Source organism: Ensifer sp. 22521 (genome assembly GCF_052044795.1).
Taxonomy (GTDB): Bacteria; Pseudomonadota; Alphaproteobacteria; order Rhizobiales; family Rhizobiaceae; genus Ensifer.
The window spans coordinates 63,439-78,370 of record NZ_JBQENM010000012.1; the positions used below are offsets into that span (position 1 = coordinate 63,439).

17 protein-coding genes are annotated in these 14,932 nt (G+C 62.6%); 12 read left to right on the forward strand and 5 right to left on the reverse strand.

Features of this window, described 5'->3' with window-relative positions:
- Positions 1–271 precede the first annotated feature (271 nt).
- The 3 genes from ACTJKE_RS19795 to ACTJKE_RS19805 all read left to right on the forward strand — a co-directional run bounded on the left by ACTJKE_RS19795 (position 272) and on the right by ACTJKE_RS19805 (position 4,555).
- Positions 272–2,626 carry a marine proteobacterial sortase target protein gene (locus ACTJKE_RS19795; RefSeq protein WP_113511294.1) on the forward strand — a complete coding sequence of 785 codons (2,355 nt, stop codon included), beginning with the start codon at positions 272–274 and terminating at the stop codon, positions 2,624–2,626.
- Positions 2,616–3,284, forward strand: coding sequence for a class GN sortase (locus ACTJKE_RS19800; RefSeq protein ID WP_244495684.1), 669 nt, complete (start codon positions 2,616–2,618; stop codon positions 3,282–3,284). The genes ACTJKE_RS19795 and ACTJKE_RS19800 overlap by 11 nt, the downstream gene beginning before the upstream one ends.
- An 83-nt stretch (positions 3,285–3,367) precedes the next feature.
- Positions 3,368–4,555 (forward strand): PQQ-dependent sugar dehydrogenase, encoded by a 1,188-nt coding sequence (locus ACTJKE_RS19805; RefSeq protein ID WP_057253171.1) that lies wholly within the window; start codon positions 3,368–3,370, stop codon positions 4,553–4,555.
- Between the two features lie 23 nt (positions 4,556–4,578).
- On the opposite strand, the gene ACTJKE_RS19810 is transcribed toward ACTJKE_RS19805, so the two are convergent.
- Positions 4,579–5,010 carry a hypothetical protein gene (locus ACTJKE_RS19810; protein WP_057253170.1) on the reverse strand — a complete coding sequence of 144 codons (432 nt, stop codon included), beginning with the start codon at positions 5,008–5,010 and terminating at the stop codon, positions 4,579–4,581.
- Between the two features lie 88 nt (positions 5,011–5,098).
- Here ACTJKE_RS19810 and ACTJKE_RS19815 point away from each other — a divergent pair, with 88 nt between their 5' ends.
- The 3 genes from ACTJKE_RS19815 (at position 5,099) to ACTJKE_RS19825 (ending at position 7,519) form a co-directional block, all read left to right on the forward strand.
- Positions 5,099–5,995, forward strand: a complete 897-nt coding sequence (locus ACTJKE_RS19815) for a DMT family transporter (RefSeq protein ID WP_057253169.1) — start codon at positions 5,099–5,101, stop codon at positions 5,993–5,995.
- 702 nt (positions 5,996–6,697) lie between these two features.
- The gene (locus ACTJKE_RS19820; protein WP_057253168.1) at positions 6,698–6,913 is read left to right on the forward strand and encodes a cold-shock protein; all 216 of its coding nucleotides are present in this window, start codon (positions 6,698–6,700) and stop codon (positions 6,911–6,913) included.
- 144 nt (positions 6,914–7,057) lie between these two features.
- Positions 7,058–7,519, forward strand: coding sequence for a BA14K family protein (locus ACTJKE_RS19825; RefSeq protein ID WP_057253166.1), 462 nt, complete (start codon positions 7,058–7,060; stop codon positions 7,517–7,519).
- 87 nt (positions 7,520–7,606) lie between these two features.
- Here ACTJKE_RS19825 and ACTJKE_RS19830 read toward each other — a convergent pair whose 3' ends face one another.
- Both ACTJKE_RS19830 and ACTJKE_RS19835 read right to left on the reverse strand, forming a co-directional pair.
- Positions 7,607–8,248, reverse strand: a complete 642-nt coding sequence (locus ACTJKE_RS19830) for an MBL fold metallo-hydrolase (protein WP_057253164.1) — start codon at positions 8,246–8,248, stop codon at positions 7,607–7,609.
- Positions 8,249–8,414: 166 nt separating this feature from the next.
- Positions 8,415–8,579, reverse strand: coding sequence for a hypothetical protein (locus ACTJKE_RS19835; protein ID WP_192494794.1), 165 nt, complete (start codon positions 8,577–8,579; stop codon positions 8,415–8,417).
- Between the two features lie 148 nt (positions 8,580–8,727).
- Between ACTJKE_RS19835 and ACTJKE_RS19840 the strand changes: the two genes are divergently transcribed.
- Complete coding sequence (locus ACTJKE_RS19840) at positions 8,728–9,351, forward strand: DUF1236 domain-containing protein (protein ID WP_057253162.1); 624 nt, start codon at positions 8,728–8,730, stop codon at positions 9,349–9,351.
- A gap of 293 nt (positions 9,352–9,644) precedes the next feature.
- Entirely contained in the window at positions 9,645–9,911 is a 267-nt protein-coding gene (locus ACTJKE_RS19845) for a hypothetical protein (protein WP_034788698.1), read from the forward strand.
- Between the two features lie 82 nt (positions 9,912–9,993).
- Here ACTJKE_RS19845 and ACTJKE_RS19850 read toward each other — a convergent pair whose 3' ends face one another.
- Positions 9,994–10,884: a branched-chain amino acid aminotransferase gene (locus ACTJKE_RS19850; RefSeq protein ID WP_057253160.1), complete on the reverse strand. Its 891-nt coding sequence runs from the start codon at positions 10,882–10,884 to the stop codon at positions 9,994–9,996.
- A 269-nt stretch (positions 10,885–11,153) separates the two neighbouring features.
- On the opposite strand from ACTJKE_RS19850, the gene ACTJKE_RS19855 reads away from it, so the two are divergent.
- From ACTJKE_RS19855 to ACTJKE_RS19870, 4 genes are read left to right on the forward strand one after another with little or no spacing between them, the layout of a single operon-like run.
- Positions 11,154–11,630, forward strand: a complete 477-nt coding sequence (locus tag ACTJKE_RS19855) for a MarR family winged helix-turn-helix transcriptional regulator (RefSeq protein ID WP_057253158.1) — start codon at positions 11,154–11,156, stop codon at positions 11,628–11,630.
- A 55-nt stretch (positions 11,631–11,685) separates the two neighbouring features.
- Positions 11,686–12,387 carry a response regulator gene (locus ACTJKE_RS19860; RefSeq protein ID WP_057253157.1) on the forward strand — a complete coding sequence of 234 codons (702 nt, stop codon included), beginning with the start codon at positions 11,686–11,688 and terminating at the stop codon, positions 12,385–12,387.
- Between the two features lie 32 nt (positions 12,388–12,419).
- On the forward strand, positions 12,420–13,802 hold the full coding sequence (locus ACTJKE_RS19865) for an ATP-binding protein (RefSeq protein ID WP_057253155.1): 1,383 nt from the start codon (positions 12,420–12,422) through the stop codon (positions 13,800–13,802).
- A gap of 57 nt (positions 13,803–13,859) precedes the next feature.
- Positions 13,860–14,363 (forward strand): tetratricopeptide repeat protein, encoded by a 504-nt coding sequence (locus ACTJKE_RS19870; RefSeq protein WP_057253153.1) that lies wholly within the window; start codon positions 13,860–13,862, stop codon positions 14,361–14,363.
- A gap of 3 nt (positions 14,364–14,366) precedes the next feature.
- On the opposite strand, the gene ACTJKE_RS19875 is transcribed toward ACTJKE_RS19870, so the two are convergent.
- Positions 14,367–14,930, reverse strand: coding sequence for a protein-tyrosine phosphatase family protein (locus tag ACTJKE_RS19875; RefSeq protein WP_057253152.1), 564 nt, complete (start codon positions 14,928–14,930; stop codon positions 14,367–14,369).
- Between the last annotated feature and the right edge of the window lie 2 nt (positions 14,931–14,932).

Consider the following 14,932-nt stretch of genomic DNA (forward strand, 5'->3'; position numbering starts at 1 on the left):
CCAGTCGCGATCCCGAGGCGATCCTCGCCCACAAGTCCAGCGCCGAAAAAAGGAATTATGGCGGTCGTTTGAACGGCCACGAAACGTATCAGTCGGAAACGGTTCTTGATCGCGATTTATTCAAAAAAATCAGCGGCGTTCGGCATTTTTTGAGATGCCATAATTTGGCCATCACAACTGTCGCGGTCCGCCGCAATTCCGTCCTGCAACAGCCGGTTTCCGGGCCTTTTCTTCGATCATCCGAACACATTCGCATTACGGGGGTTATGCAATGTTTCTCGACGACGAAATCGCCTCATTGAAAACCGGGCAGAACGAAGCGCGCTGGGGCATGTATCTGGCGATCGCAGCGCTCGCCGCCTGCATCCTGATGATCATCGGCCTGATGACCCAGGCCGCGGCCGAAACTGCCGACGCCAAGCCTCAGCAGATGGCAGGTTATGTTCGCCCCAACGATATCGGCGCGGGCGCCCTGCTCTTCCCGTCGAAGGAACCCGGCTACTTCGTCGAGGCGCCGCGGCTGGCGACGGACGTGACGATCGACGTCAACGGCCCGATCATGCGCACCCGCGTGACCCAGCGCTTCGAGAACCCCAGCAAGGGCTGGGTCGAAGGCACCTATGTCTTCCCCCTGCCCGAGGATTCGGCGGTCGATACGCTGAAGATGCAGATCGGCGACCGCTTCATCGAGGGCCAGATAAAGCCGCGCCAGGAAGCCAAGGAGATCTACGAACAGGCGAAGGCCGAGGGCAAGAAGGCGGCACTGCTCGAGCAACAGCGCCCGAACATCTTCACCAACCAGGTCGCCAATATCGGCCCCGGCGAAACGGTCGTCATACAGATCGAGTACCAGAGCGCGGTCCGTCAATCGAACGGCCTCTATTCTCTCCGTTTCCCGATGGTGGTCGCGCCCCGCTATAATCCGCAGCCGATCGTTCAGACCGTCGACCTCGACAGCCGCACCGGCTATGCCGTCAACGATCCGGTTCCCGACCGTGAAAAGGTCGAAGCGCCGGTTCTCGACCCCAAGGAAAACGCTAAGGTCAATCCCGTCACGCTGACGGTGAACCTGAAGGCAGGCTTCCCCCTCGGCGAGGTGAAATCCGGCTATCATGACGTCGATATCGCCAACCTCGATGATCTCAGCCGCCGCGTGACGCTGAAGGGCGACAGCGTGCCGGCCGACCGCGACTTCGAGCTCACCTGGAACGCGATCGAGGGCAAGAGCCCCTATGCCGGCCTCTTCCGGGAGACAGTCGGGAACAAGACCTACCTGCTCTCCTTCGTCACGCCACCGGCTGCCGCAAGCGAGACCGATGCCAAGCCGGTCAAACGCGAGATCGTCTTTGTCATCGACAATTCCGGTTCCATGGCCGGCCCCTCGATGGAACAGGCGAAGGAGAGCCTGGCGCTGGCGATCTCCAGGTTGAAGCCCGAAGACCGCTTCAACGTCATCCGCTTCGACGACACGATGTCGGTGCATTTTCCTGAGCTCACCGAGGCGACACCGGACAAGCGCGAGGATGCGATCGCCTATGTCCGCGGTCTCACCGCCGACGGCGGCACGGAAATGCTGCCCGCGCTGGAAGCTGCATTGCGCACGCAGGGTCCAGTTCAGGCCGGCGCGCTTCGCCAGGTGGTCTTCCTGACCGATGGCGCGATCGGCAATGAGGCGCAGCTCTTCGACGAGATCCAGAAAAACCGCGGCGACGCCCGCGTCTTCACCGTCGGCATCGGTTCGGCCCCGAACAGTCACTTCATGACCAAGGCCGCCGAATACGGCCGCGGCACCTTCACGCTGATCGGCTCCGAGAGCCAGGTGGCGACACGCATGGGCGAGCTCTTCACCAAGCTCGCAAGCCCCGCGATGACCGATATCTCCGCGAGCTTCGAGGCCGCATCGGCAAGCGACATCACCCCAAACCCCATGCCCGATCTCTATCGCGGCGAGCCGGTGGTGCTGACGGCCCAACTCGATGGCACCGCACCCGAAGGCAAGCTGCAGATTCTCGGCAAGGCCGGCGACCAGCCCTGGCGCGTCGAGATGGATATCGCCAAGGCCTCCATCGGCCAGGGTATCGCCAAGCTCTGGGCGCGCCGCAAGATCGATGATCTCGAGGCAAGTGCCGCTGCAATTGCCGATCCCGCCACGCTCGACAAGCGGATCGAGACCGTCGCGCTTGCCCATCACCTCGTCTCCCGCGTCACCAGCCTCGTCGCGGTCGACGCGACGCCGTCGCGTCCGGCCGGCGAGCCACAGGCCGAAACGAAGCTGCCGCTCAACCTTCCGGCCGGCTGGGACTTCGGCAAGGTCTTTGGTGAAGCGCCCGTCGAGAGCGCCCCCGGAAAGGTCTACGAACGCGACGCTGCGGTCGAGAGCCGGACCAAGCTTGCCATGGTGACGGCGGACCGCATGCTGGCGGCACCAACCGCACGGGCGGCAGGCATGATCGCCGAGGCCAACAACCAGGTCACCCTGCCGCAGACGGCAACGGAAGCGGACAAGCAGATCCTGATCGGCCTGATGCTGTTGGCCTTTGCCCTCTTCGCCGGCACGACCTTTGTCTTCTGGCGCGCGCCGATCGCCGCCGTCGTGCTTGCGGGAGTGCGCCGCCGTGGCCGCTGACAACGAAAGGCCCGAGCCAGGCCCGGGCTTTCTCGCCCGCCTCTCGGCGGTCGAGACGATCGTGCTCGCGATCATCGCGCTCATTGCCCTTGCCGGTCTCCTGCTGATCGGCAAAGGTTTCTACATGAAGGCCAAGGCCGAGGTCTCGCAGGTGCTTCTCAAGCGCACTTTCGAGGCGCAGTTGCACGGCAACCCGGATGGCAAGCCCTGGCCCTGGGCCGACTTTCAGACCGCCGCCGAGATCACCGCGCCGCGATTGAACCGCTCTGCGGTCGTGCTCGAAGGCGCGAGCGGCGAAGCGCTCGCCTTCGGCCCCGCCTGGCTGACGACGACGCCCTTGCCCGGCGACGAAGGCACCTCCGTCATCGCCGCGCACCGCGACACGCATTTCCGTTGGCTGAAGGACGTCAATCCCGGCGACCTCCTGGTGCTGACGCGCAAGGACGGCCGCCGCTTCCTGTTCCGGGCCGGCGAAAGCCGCGTCGCCCGCTGGGACGAAAGCGGCATCAACGCATCGGCCACCGGCCACCATCTGGCGCTTGCCACCTGCTGGCCCTTCGATGCGATCGAACAGGGGCCGATGCGCTATATCGTCAATGCCGAGCTCATCGGCGAACAACGGCCGGTGTCGCTGACGACAGGCTCGATCTCGAAATAAACCGCTTTTGATCGGATGTGACTTGAACCGCTCCGTCTCCCGCTCCAGCGTGCCAGTTGAACGAATCGGCCCGGAGAAGCGCAATGCGGCGAGCGGATGCAGCAGCGTCGAAACAGCTAGGTAGGCGGCGGCACACCCGGTCGCTCGCGGTGCTCGTCGCTTTGGCCGCGATCGCCGCCCCCTTGGGCGCTCACGCCCAAGAGACGCGCGAATTCCCGAGCCAGCACGGCACCCTGCGCGTCGAGACCCTGGCGGCCGGCCTCGAACACCCCTGGTCCGTCGAAGCGCTACCCGATGGAGGGCTGATCGTCAGTGAACGTCCCGGCCGGCTGAGGATCGTGCGCGACGGCAAGGTGTCGAAGCCGCTGAAGGGGGTGCCCAAGGTCGCTGAACGTGGCCAGGGCGGCCTGCTCGACATCGCACTTGACCCTGGTTTCGCAAAGAACAGGACGCTCTATCTGACATTGGCCGCCAATGGCAAAGGCGGCTACGGCACCGCCGTCGTGCGCGCGAAACTTGCCGAAAACGAGAGCGGTCTCACCGAGGTCAAGGAACTCTTCCGGATGAGCAAGTTCACCGGTAAGGGACAGCATTTCGGTTCGCGCATTGCGATCGCGCCCGACGGCAGCCTGTTCTTCGGCATCGGCGACCGCGGTGAACGCGATCGGGCGCAGGACCCGCGCGATCATGCCGGCGCCATCCTGCACATCAACGCCGATGGCAGCGCTCCCGGATCGAACCCCTATCGCGGCGGCACCGGCGGCCTGGCGGAGATCTGGTCGAAGGGTCACCGCAATCCGCAAGGGATCGCCTTCGACCCGAAAGACGGCACGCTTTTGACGGTCGAGCACGGCGCGCGCGGCGGCGACGAGGTCAACAATCCGCAGGCCGGCCACAACTACGGCTGGCCGGTCATCACCTACGGCAAGGACTATTCCGGCGCCGAGATCGGCGAAGGCACGGCGAAGGACGGCCTCGATCAGCCCCTCTTCTATTGGGATCCCTCGATCGCCCCCGGCGCGCTCGCCATCTATCGCGGCAGGATGTTTCCCGAGTGGGACGGCGACCTGCTGGTTGCCGCGCTGAAGTACCAGCTTCTCGCGCGGTTGGAGCGTGACGACAACGGTGCCATCGGCGCCGAAGAACGGCTGTTCGATGGCGAGTTCGGCCGCATCCGCGACGTCGTCGTCGCGCCAGATGGCGCATTGCTGATGGTGACCGACGAGGAAAACGGCGCCGTTCTCCGCGTCTCCAAGGGCGCAAAGCAATAGCAATTGAGCCCGTCGCTGCCGCCTCACGACAGCTGGCCGCGGAACTCCTTGCGGAACATGAACTTCAGTCCCGACCAGACGGCATCGACGGCGCAAACCTTCACGTCGACGAGGCCAAGCGGCAGGAAGATATCGCGCAGCACGTCCTCGCTCAGCGTCGTCGCCACCTTCGACGCTTTCTTCGGCCAGGAAATCCAGAGCATGCCGTCAGGCCTGAGCCGGGCCGCAACCTCCGGCGCGAGCCCGTCCAATTCGGACCTCTGCGTCTCGAACATATGGACATAGTCGTAGTTGCGCCCGCCAGCCGGACCGAGCACGGTTTCGCAACTCGAGAAGCCGGAAAAGTCCGTGATTTCGCTGAGGCCGGGCGGAACGCCGAGAAGCAGCGCCGCCTGCCCGTCCTTCAAACCCAGCTTGCGGGCAAGCGGCGTGCCGGAATATCCGCTGTCATTCATCGCCATCTCCGACGCCCATGACGCTGACGATGAGCCTTGCCCGCCCAGAACGCAACTGCTAGACGGCGCCTGTCCGAGGAGAACCGACATGCCCCGCATTCAGGCCAATCTGCTGCTGTTGATATCAGGCGCGATCTGGGGCGCCGGCTTCGTTGCACAGTCGACGGCCATGGATGCGATCAGCCCGCTGTGGTTCATCACGCTCAGATTTGCGATCGCGACGCTGGTTGCCATGCCCTTGGCCATTTTGGAAACGAAGCGGGCGGCCGAACCGCTCAAGCTGACGACCGTGCGCAATTTCATCTTCATCGGCCTTGCACTCTTTGCCGGCGCAGCGACCCAGCAGTTCGGCCTGCTCGACACCAGCGTCACCAATTCCGGCTTCCTCACCGGGCTCTATGTCGTCTTCGTGCCCGTGCTGACGGTCATCTTCCTGCGCCGCAAGCCGCATTGGGTCATCTGGCCCGGTGCGCTGATGGCTCTCTTCGGCATCTTCCTTTTGAGCGGCGGCACCTTGTCGGCGCTGACCGGCGGTGACTACCTGACGATCCTGTGCGCCCTGTTCTGGGCGGTGCAAATGCTGCTCGTTGGCCTTTTCGCGCCCAGCAGCGGCCGGCCGATGTTGCTGTCGATGACGCAGTTCGCCGTCTGCGCAGTGCTCGGCTTGCTTTTCGCAGTGAAGATGGAGCCGCTGAGCTTTGCGGCTGTCGAAGGCGCTCTCTTCGAAATCCTCTATGCCGGCATCTTCTCGAGCGGCCTCGCCTTCATCCTGCAGGTGGTGGGCCAGCGCTATACCACGGCGCCGCAGGCCGCCATCTTCCTGTCGAGCGAGGCGCTCTTTGCCGCTCTCTTCGGTGTCCTGTTGCTCGGCGAGATCATCACCCCGATCGGCTATGCCGGCTGCGCGATCATCTTCGCGGCAATGCTTGCCGTCGAGATCATTCCCGAACTGACCAAAAATCGGCGCGCGGAAGCTGCAGTCTGAACTGGCCTCTGCGAGCGCAACCGACACTGCGCCATGAACTATATCAGCGACCGGTCCAAACGCCGGACTGGCGCTTTACTTGCTATTGTACCAGGCCATCAAATCGTTGCTTCGCCGCCAGACGCGAAGCGGGTCGCAATCGACCGGTCCAATTCAATACCTGTAGGTTTTCTGCAAAAATCGTACGTAAGAAACGTACGACGCGAGAAGCATCAAACATATCAGAGAGTTGCGAATACCGGACGGCGCCGGCATTCGACTGACCTCCTTGCGGCTGCATCGAAAAACAGCAAAAACCCACTCAATTTTGCGGCGTTCATTTTCAAAAAGCTGTGATTTCAACAGCTTGCGATATATCTTGAAGAAGGGGCAACAGCTGCGGAAATGACCGATTTTTGAGCAATGACAAGACGCAATACCACGCTCGAAAAGTTTTGCTTGCCAATTCAAAATAAACCCATCAATCTTACTCTGTTCGGGCAATCTGCGAACACGGGAAGATCTTGAAATAAAAGCGGGCCGGAGACGCAAAACTCCGGGCGGCCAGACCGGGAAGACGCATGAAAATGCAACTTCTCCAATGGCTGGCTGCGGTAACAGGACCCTTTCCTCAAACGTCGAGAACTGCCTGCCAACGCCCATTCGGGCAAAACTGCAATGCTGCCCGTCCGTCAAACGGGTGGAGAGAAAAGGACCTGACGCATGGCCGAAACTGGCACTGTAAAATTCTTCAACACCGACAAGGGCTTTGGTTTCATCAAGCCTGACAACGGTGGTGCAGATATCTTCGTACACATTTCCGCAGTCCAGGCCTCCGGCCTGAACGGTCTGACGGAAAACCAGAAGGTGAGCTTCGACACCGAACCGGATCGCCGCGGCAAAGGCCCGAAGGCGGTCAACCTGCAGATCGCCGGCTAACGCCGACATCCGCTGACAGATTCAAAGTTGAAGCCCGGCAGGCTTGCCGGGTTTTTTTTGTTCAGGCTCGGTTCACAGTGGCGGCATTAACGTCCTCTCATGAAATCCGGATTGATCCGGTCCATGCGATAGGATTTGAAGCCCATGAACACGTTCATCAAAGCCGCCGTTCTTTCGGTCGCCGCAATCGCCATGATCGTCCCGACCTCCGGCGCCGCGCTGGCAGACCATCGCCATCACCACAACAATGACGATGCATGGGTGGCAGGCGCAGCGGGCCTCGCCGCTGGCGCGCTGATCGGCGGCGCGATCGCCTCGCAGCCGCGTTACAACAGCGGCTACGGCGAGCGCGTCTATATCGATCCGGAACCGGAATACGATTATTACGAGCCGCGCCCGGTCTATCGCCCTCGCCCGGTCTATCAGGCCCGTCCGGTTGTCGTCGATAACTACGGCGGCGGCAGCTATGGCGGCGGTTACCGCTCGCTCGAGCCCTGGACGCCGTCCTGGTACCGTTACTGCTCGCAGCGCTACCGCTCGTTCAACCCGGACAACGGCACCTTCCGCGGTTACGACGGCCGCAGCTACTTCTGCACCGCCGGCTGATCGGCGCAGAGCATACGGAATCACAAAGCCCATGCCTCGATCAAGGCATGGGCTTTTTTCGTGATTACAACGGCAAGCCGTCCTTCTTCAGAGCCCGCGCAGATAGGGATTGGTGCGGCGCTCCTCGCCGATCTGCCCGCCTGGACCGTGGCCGCAGATGAAGCCGACAGTGTCACCGAGCGGCAGGATCTTGTCGCGGATGGAATCGAGCAATTGCTGGTGATTGCCGCCCGGCAGGTCGGTGCGCCCGATCGAACCGTGGAAGAGGACGTCGCCGACATGGGCGAAATTCTGTGCCCGGTTGAAATAGACGACATGGCCGGGCGCATGGCCGGGGCAATGCAGGACCTCGAAGACATGGTCGCCGAACGAAACGGTATCGCCCTCTTCGAGCCAACGATCCGGAATGACGTTCTGGACCTTCATCGCCAGCCCAAAACGCTCGGCCTGGCTCTCGAGCCTTTCGAGCAGCGGCAGATCGTCCTTGTGCGGGCCGATGATTTCAAGCCCGAGCGCATCCTTCAATTCCTTGGCGCCGCCGGCGTGGTCGATATGGCCATGGGTGATCCAGATCGCCTTCAGCGTGATGCCGTTCTCGCGGACCGTCTGCAGGATGAGGTCGACATCGCCACCGGGATCGACGATCACGCCTTCCTTGGTCTCGCTGTCGAACAGCACCGTACAATTCTGCTCGAAATGGGTAACCGGAATGATGCCCGCCTGTAACATGTGCGCCTGCCTCTATGGGATCTGCTGCATGTTTCCTTGCATCGTCGCCGATTGAGGGACAACCCATGCAGCACTTCAAAGTTCTACAGCGATCTTAGCGCGCCCGGCGGGACGCGCGACGCTGTAACTCTCCTATAGCGGCAATTGGCGCCGGTGACAGCGCCAATCAGCGCAGAACGGCGACTTGGCTGGTGGCCGGTTGCGGTGCGGGCCATTGCACTGTGGTCATCAGCAGCGCCGAAATTGCCAGTTCCGCGGCGACGACGATCCTGACCACCGGCTTGAGGCTGCGGGCGGTGAAATTGCTCTGATCCAGCTGAATGTCCTGCATCTTCGTCGCCTCTCCCGCTGCTTGTTTCTTCGGGCCTCGGGCCGCGGCAGCAGAGGAAGAATGTCACGGCGTCACATTTCGTGACGTTCCCGGGGGAACATCCGCGCGCGCGGAGGCGTTTCGCCCTCACCACTAAAGGAGAAAGATAATGTTGAAACTTACCCGCCCCCTGCTGCGAGCCACTGCGGCCGCGGGTTTTGTGCTGACGCTCGGCATGCCGGCCGCCTTTGCCGCCATGACCGCGACCACAGTCACGGACCTCAACATCCGCACGGGTCCGGGCCCTCAGTATCCGACAGTCGGGCTTGCGGCCCGCGGTAGCACCGCGGTCATCGACGGCTGCATCGAAGGCAGCAAATGGTGCCGCATCGACATCAATGGCGTGCGCGGCTGGGTCTATGCGCAATATCTGACGACGGACTTCGGCGGTTCGGCCGTCGTGGTTCAGGAACGTCGCGCCGACCTCGCTATTCCCGCCGTCACCTATGAGGCGCAGCCGAACGATCCGGTGATCGTCAGCAGCGGCGATGAGTTGATCGGCCCGGTCGAAGAGATCGATCCGATCGTGCCACCGGACACCGTGCGCACCTACGTCACGGCGAACCCTGGCGAGACCGTCTATCTCGACGGCGAAGTCGTGGTCGGCGCCGCGCTGCCGCAGACCGTCGCGGTCCGCCGCGTGCCTGACTATAACTACGACTATGTCAGCATCAACGGCCAGCCCGTGCTGGTCGAGCCGGCGACGCGACGCATCGTCTACGTCTATCGATAGGCATTTGTTTCTCCGGCGACCGAGCGGTCGCCGGAGCCTACGGCGCATGCACGAATCATCCGCTTCATTGTGCGAAGACTGAAACCGATCCTTCTCGACGCCGGCGCAAGCTTCTCTGTCTGACGCCACGAAACGCCGCTTCCAGCTGAAATCAAACCATTTCAATGGGCTAGGATCCGGGCACCGGGGCGGTCATTTCATTCAAATTGACAATAATCCAGATTCGGCTTCAACCTATCCGGATCATCGGCTTTAGTGGCCCGTCCACGACGAGCCACGACACGGAGGGATCAATGGAAGCATTAATGCCTATCATTACCCAATTGATCGCGGGGGCGGCCGGCGGCAACGCGGCCAGCGCAGTGTTGAAGCAGCAGGCATTCGGTGTCGTCGCACGGACCATCGTCGGCGCGATCGGCGGCCTGGGCGGAGGTTTCCTCATTCAGATGCTCGGCGGCGAAGCAGCCGCGACAGGCCTTGCCATGCAGGCCATCGGCGGCCTCGTCGGCGGCGGCGTGCTGAGCGGTATCGTCGGGCAATTCCTCGGCAAGACGGCCTGACCCCTACCACGATCATATCCGTAGTAAGACAAAAGGCGGCCCCTGGCCGCCTTTTCTGCATTCGAGACAATTGCGGATGCCGTTACTCGGCGGCCGCGGCAACCGGGTAGACTTCCTTCATGTAGTCGTTCATCAGCGTTTCGCAGATCGTCGCCGGCGTGAAGCGATGGGGACCGATTTCGGAAACCGGCGTCACTTCGGCAGCGGACCCCGTGAGGAAGCACTCGCTGAAGCTGGACAGTTCCTCCGGCATGATCGCCCGCTCGACGACCTCGTAGCCGCGGCGCTTGGCAAGCTCGATGACCGTGCGGCGGGTGATGCCGTCGAGGAAGCAATCCGGCACCGGCGTGTGGATGACACCGTCCTTGACGAAGAAGATGTTGGCGCCCGTCGCTTCGGCCACGCGGCCGCGATAGTCGAGCATCATCGCATCCGCATAGCCCTTGGCTTCCGCCGCATGCTTGGAGATGGTGCAGATCATATAGAGACCGGCCGCCTTGGACTTGGAAGGTGCCGTCTGCGGATCCGGGCGGCGATACTCGGCGATGTCGAGGCGAATGCCCTTCAGTTTCTCCGCCGGGTTGAAGTAGCTGCCCCACTGCCAGATGGCGATGGCGACGTTGATGCGGTTGTTCTGCGCCGAAACGCCCATGCTTTCGCTCCCGCGCCAGGCGATCGGCCGCACATAGGCCTCGGAGAAGCCTTGGCGCTTCAGAAGCTCCACGCTTGCGGCGTCCAGCTCTTCCACCGAATAGGGAATCTTGAAGCCAAGAATGTCAGCCGAGTTATGAAGGCGCTGGTTGTGCTCGCTCAGCTTGAAGATACGTCCGCCATAGGCGCGCTCGCCCTCGAAGACCGCGCTGGCATAGTGCAGGCCGTGTGTCAGCACATGTACCTTGGCGTCCTTCCATGCGACGAATTCGCCGTTGAACCAGATCTCTCCGTCCAACTGATCAAAAGGAACCGCTGCCATGGTGTCATCCTCCGGCGCATATGCGCCATTCTTAGTTGATTATCGTCCTGCTTTCAGTTTATCGGCAAACTGATTGAGGGAAAATTCAATTTCGTGATTTTGGATTTGCGATCGGAACGGCGCGGCATATCCTTTCAAGGTGTTGCCAATGCCAAATGTCTCGCTTACCGAGCAAGGACGCTAACGATGCGGTAAAAATATGTCAATAAAGCTGACGTATTTTTCCGAATGTTTCGCAAGTTGCAATCTGGCTGAAAGGAAATGACCGCGTGGCCGGCCAATCCAAAGAGAACACCCGGTATCTCACCGATGCCGCCGCCGATGATGACACGATCGATTTCGAGATCATCGAGTTGCTCTTCTTTGCCTATCGCGACTTCACCTCCGACCCGGATGCGATCCTCGAAAAGAGCGGCTTTGGGCGGGCGCATCACCGGGTCGTCCATTTCGTCGACCGCGAGCCCGGCATGACCGTCGCCGACCTCTTGGACACGCTGAAGATCACCAAGCAGAGCCTCGCCCGCGTGCTCAAGCAACTGATCGATTCCGGCTACATCCGCCAGGAGACCGGCCCTGAAGACCGACGCCAGCGCATGCTCTATACGACTGAGGAAGGCAAGGCGCTGGCGCGTGCGCTGGCCGAGCCACAGTCCCGCCGCATAGCCGATGCATTGGCAAGAACGGGTCCGGGCGCGCGGGAGACGGTCAAACGCTTTCTCGCCGGAATGAAGAACGCCGCAGACTGACACGAGGCTCGCCGCCGGCAGACGGCTCGGGAGCCTGGAACCAGGGAAGCGTGGAATGACGACAAAAGCGACTGTCTCGGACGATGCGGCTCACCTTCTGGTCGTCGACGACGACCGGCGCATCCGCGATCTCCTGAACCGCTATCTGGTCGAGCAGGGATTTCGCGTGACGACCGCGTCCGACGCGGACGAAGCACGGCGCAAGCTGGTCGGCCTCGACTTCGACCTTCTGATCGTCGATGTGATGATGCCGGGCGAAAGCGGCATCTCGCTGACCAACAGCCTGCGCCAGATCAAGACCGTGCCGATCCTGATGCTGACGGCGCTGGCGGAATCGAACTCCCGCATCGAGGGCCTGGAAGCCGGCGCCGACGACTATCTGTCGAAGCCCTTCGAACCGCGCGAACTGGTGCTGCGCATCAACAATATCCTGCGCCGCAACCAGCCGGCCCAAGCGCCCAAGGTCGACCAGGTGATCTTCGGCCCCTACACCTTCTCGGTGGTGCGCAAGGAACTGAGGCGCGGCGCCGATCACATCCGGCTCACCGATCGCGAGCAGGAGATCATGACGCTGTTTTCGCAGCGCGCCGGCGAGACCATCCCGCGCCACGAACTGATCGGCGACGATGCAGAGGTCGGCGAGCGCACGATCGACGTGCAGATCAATCGCCTCCGGCGCAAGATCGAGGATGATCCGTCCAATCCGGTCTGGCTGCAGACGGTGCGCGGCATCGGCTACCGGTTGAGCGTGGACTGAAATGGCGGGCCTTCCGATGAGCGCGGCAAACCATGGCAAGCTTTGACGGCATAGAGCACGGGGCAACCGGATCGAGCGACAACGCCTGGAGGCGCTTTACCCGTTGGTTGCGCCGCCGCCTGCCGATGGGGCTATACGCCCGTTCGCTGCTGATCGTCATCATTCCGATGGTGCTCTTGCAGTCGGTCGTCGCCTTCATCTTCATGGAGCGCCACTGGCAGCTGGTGACGCAGCGCCTGTCAGCCGCCGTCACCAGCGATATCGCCGCAATCGTCGACCTCATCGACACCTTCCCCGCTGACCGCGACATCAGCGAGATCATCCGCATCGCGCGGGATCAGCTTGATCTCAGCATCTCCGTCGACCCGCCCGGCGAGCTGCCACCACCCAGGCCTAGTCCCTTCTTCGAAATCCTCGACCAGATCCTCGGCGAGGAGATTTCCAACCAGGTCCGCCGCCCCTTCTGGATCGATACGGTCGGCAACTCCAAGCTCGTCGAGATCCGCATCAAGCTCGATGACGGCCGCATCCTGCGGGTCTATGCTCGGCGAAACCAGGCCTATGCCTCCAACACCCACATCTTCCTCGTCTGGATGGTGGCCGCATCGCTGGTGCTGCTGGCGATCGCCATCCTGTTCCTGCGCGGCCAGATCCGGCCGATCCTGGCGCTGACCAAGGCGGCCGAAAGCTTCGGCAAGGGCCAGAAGATCGACGACTTCGCGCCGCGCGGGGCCGACGAGATCCGCCGCGCCGGCCTTGCCTTCATCCTGATGCGCGAACGCATCGAGCGCCAGATCGAACAGCGCACCGCGATGCTGACCGGTGTCAGCCACGACCTCAGAACCATCCTCACCCGCTTCAAGCTGCAGCTGGCGCTCGCCGGCAACAATCCGGATCTCGAAAGCCTGAACCAGGATGTCGAGGACATGCAGAACATGCTGGAGGGCTACCTCGCCTTCGCCCGCAGCGAAGCGGAGGAAGATGTCGGCCAACTGAAACTCAGCGACCTGATGACCCGGCTTGCGGCGGAGGCCGAACTGCTCGGGAAGACGCTGACCACCTCGGTCGAGGGCGAGGACGAGGTTCGGGTCAGGCCGAACGCCTTCACCCGCCTCGTCGCCAATCTCGCTTCGAACGCCTATCGCTACGCCAACACCGTCAACATCGACGCGCGCCACAGCGCCAAATGGGTCACCATCACCGTCGACGATGACGGTCCGGGCATCCCTGAGCGATCGCGCGAGGACGTGTTCAAGCCGTTCTTCCGTCTCGACGAGGCGCGCAATCTCGACAGCTCCGGCACCGGCCTTGGCCTTGCGATCGCCCGCGACATCGCCCGCAGCCACGGCGGCAACGTCACCCTTGGCGACAGCCCGCTCGGCGGCCTGAGGGCAACGGTGCGCGTACCGGCTTGACCTTCACGTATTAACGGGCCACTGCTCGCCCGGGAATTGGGACCGAGGGAGAGAGCTGTGTCGAACGTTGTCGATTGGAACGACTGGGAACGACGGCTGGCTGAACTCTGGGCTGCCTTCGACACCATCGACGCCAAAACCTTCATCGCGCGTATCGAGGCGCTTGCGGCCGAATTGCCGTCGGGACACGCCATAGGCCTGTTCGAACGGGCCTCCGCGCAGGATTCGACCGGCCACGAGACGGAAGCCGAACCTCTCTATCGGCAGGCATTGGAAAACGGTCTCACGGGAATTCGCCGGCGGCGCGCCACCATCCAGCTCGCCAGCACGCTCCGCAATCTCGGCCGCGCTGGCGAAGGCGTCGCCCTGCTCACCGCGGAGCAGACCAAGCCGTCAGACGAGCTCGACGATGCGGTCGCCGCATTCCTGGCCCTGTGTCTGGTCGACGCGGGGCATGCGAAAGAAGCAGCAGCGCTTGCGCTTGGCAGCCTCTCGCGCCACCTCCCCCGCTACAACCGGTCGCTCAAACGCTACGCTGACGCGTTGCTGGCAGACGCGTAAGCGCTAGCGCTGATAGATCGACGTCAGGCCACGGCGTTCGTTGAAGCGATGCCAGGCGTCGATGCGGCGCGGATGGCGGGCGCGCATGACATCGAGCGGCGCGAGCAGTCGGCCCTTACGACCGAGGGCTTTGTCGAGGATCTCGATGATCCGCCGGTTCGGCCAGGGCTTGCGCGTGATCGTCAGTAGCGCCCGGAAGGCTTCATCCTCGCGGCCCGCGCCAAGTTGATGGGCAATCAGCCCATAGGCAAAAGCCGTGGAGCGGCTGACGCCGGCGTGGCAATGCACGAGAATGCGGCTCGAAGCATCCTCCGCCGCCGGCCGCATCGCCTCGAACACCTCGAGGACCAGATCCGGGAAATGCTGCGTGGCGGTCGGGTTTTCCTGGTCGCGCATGCGCACCACCCGGTGGCTGGCATCGGCAATAACGGGCACGTTGGCGTCAGGCAGTTCCGGATCGAGCAGAGACAGCACATGGCTTGCGCGCCAATCGCGCGCGGCATCGGCGGCGCGCCACAGGCAGGAGACCTTGACGCGTTCGGGGATCACTTCGAAGGCGATGGTCATTG

Coding starts and splice junctions, on each gene's coding strand:
- ACTJKE_RS19795 (WP_113511294.1), top strand. CDS start 272: ATGTTTCTCGACGACGAAATCGCCTCATTGAAAACCGGGCAGAACGAA.
- ACTJKE_RS19805 (WP_057253171.1), top strand. CDS start 3,368: ATGCGGCGAGCGGATGCAGCAGCGTCGAAACAGCTAGGTAGGCGGCGG.
- ACTJKE_RS19810 (WP_057253170.1), bottom strand. CDS start 5,010: ATGAATGACAGCGGATATTCCGGCACGCCGCTTGCCCGCAAGCTGGGT.
- ACTJKE_RS19815 (WP_057253169.1), top strand. CDS start 5,099: ATGCCCCGCATTCAGGCCAATCTGCTGCTGTTGATATCAGGCGCGATC.
- ACTJKE_RS19820 (WP_057253168.1), top strand. CDS start 6,698: ATGGCCGAAACTGGCACTGTAAAATTCTTCAACACCGACAAGGGCTTT.
- ACTJKE_RS19825 (WP_057253166.1), top strand. CDS start 7,058: ATGAACACGTTCATCAAAGCCGCCGTTCTTTCGGTCGCCGCAATCGCC.
- ACTJKE_RS19830 (WP_057253164.1), bottom strand. CDS start 8,248: ATGTTACAGGCGGGCATCATTCCGGTTACCCATTTCGAGCAGAATTGT.
- ACTJKE_RS19835 (WP_192494794.1), bottom strand. CDS start 8,579: ATGCAGGACATTCAGCTGGATCAGAGCAATTTCACCGCCCGCAGCCTC.
- ACTJKE_RS19840 (WP_057253162.1), top strand. CDS start 8,728: ATGTTGAAACTTACCCGCCCCCTGCTGCGAGCCACTGCGGCCGCGGGT.
- ACTJKE_RS19845 (WP_034788698.1), top strand. CDS start 9,645: ATGGAAGCATTAATGCCTATCATTACCCAATTGATCGCGGGGGCGGCC.
- ACTJKE_RS19850 (WP_057253160.1), bottom strand. CDS start 10,884: ATGGCAGCGGTTCCTTTTGATCAGTTGGACGGAGAGATCTGGTTCAAC.
- ACTJKE_RS19860 (WP_057253157.1), top strand. CDS start 11,686: ATGACGACAAAAGCGACTGTCTCGGACGATGCGGCTCACCTTCTGGTC.
- ACTJKE_RS19865 (WP_057253155.1), top strand. CDS start 12,420: ATGGCAAGCTTTGACGGCATAGAGCACGGGGCAACCGGATCGAGCGAC.
- ACTJKE_RS19875 (WP_057253152.1), bottom strand. CDS start 14,930: ATGACCATCGCCTTCGAAGTGATCCCCGAACGCGTCAAGGTCTCCTGC.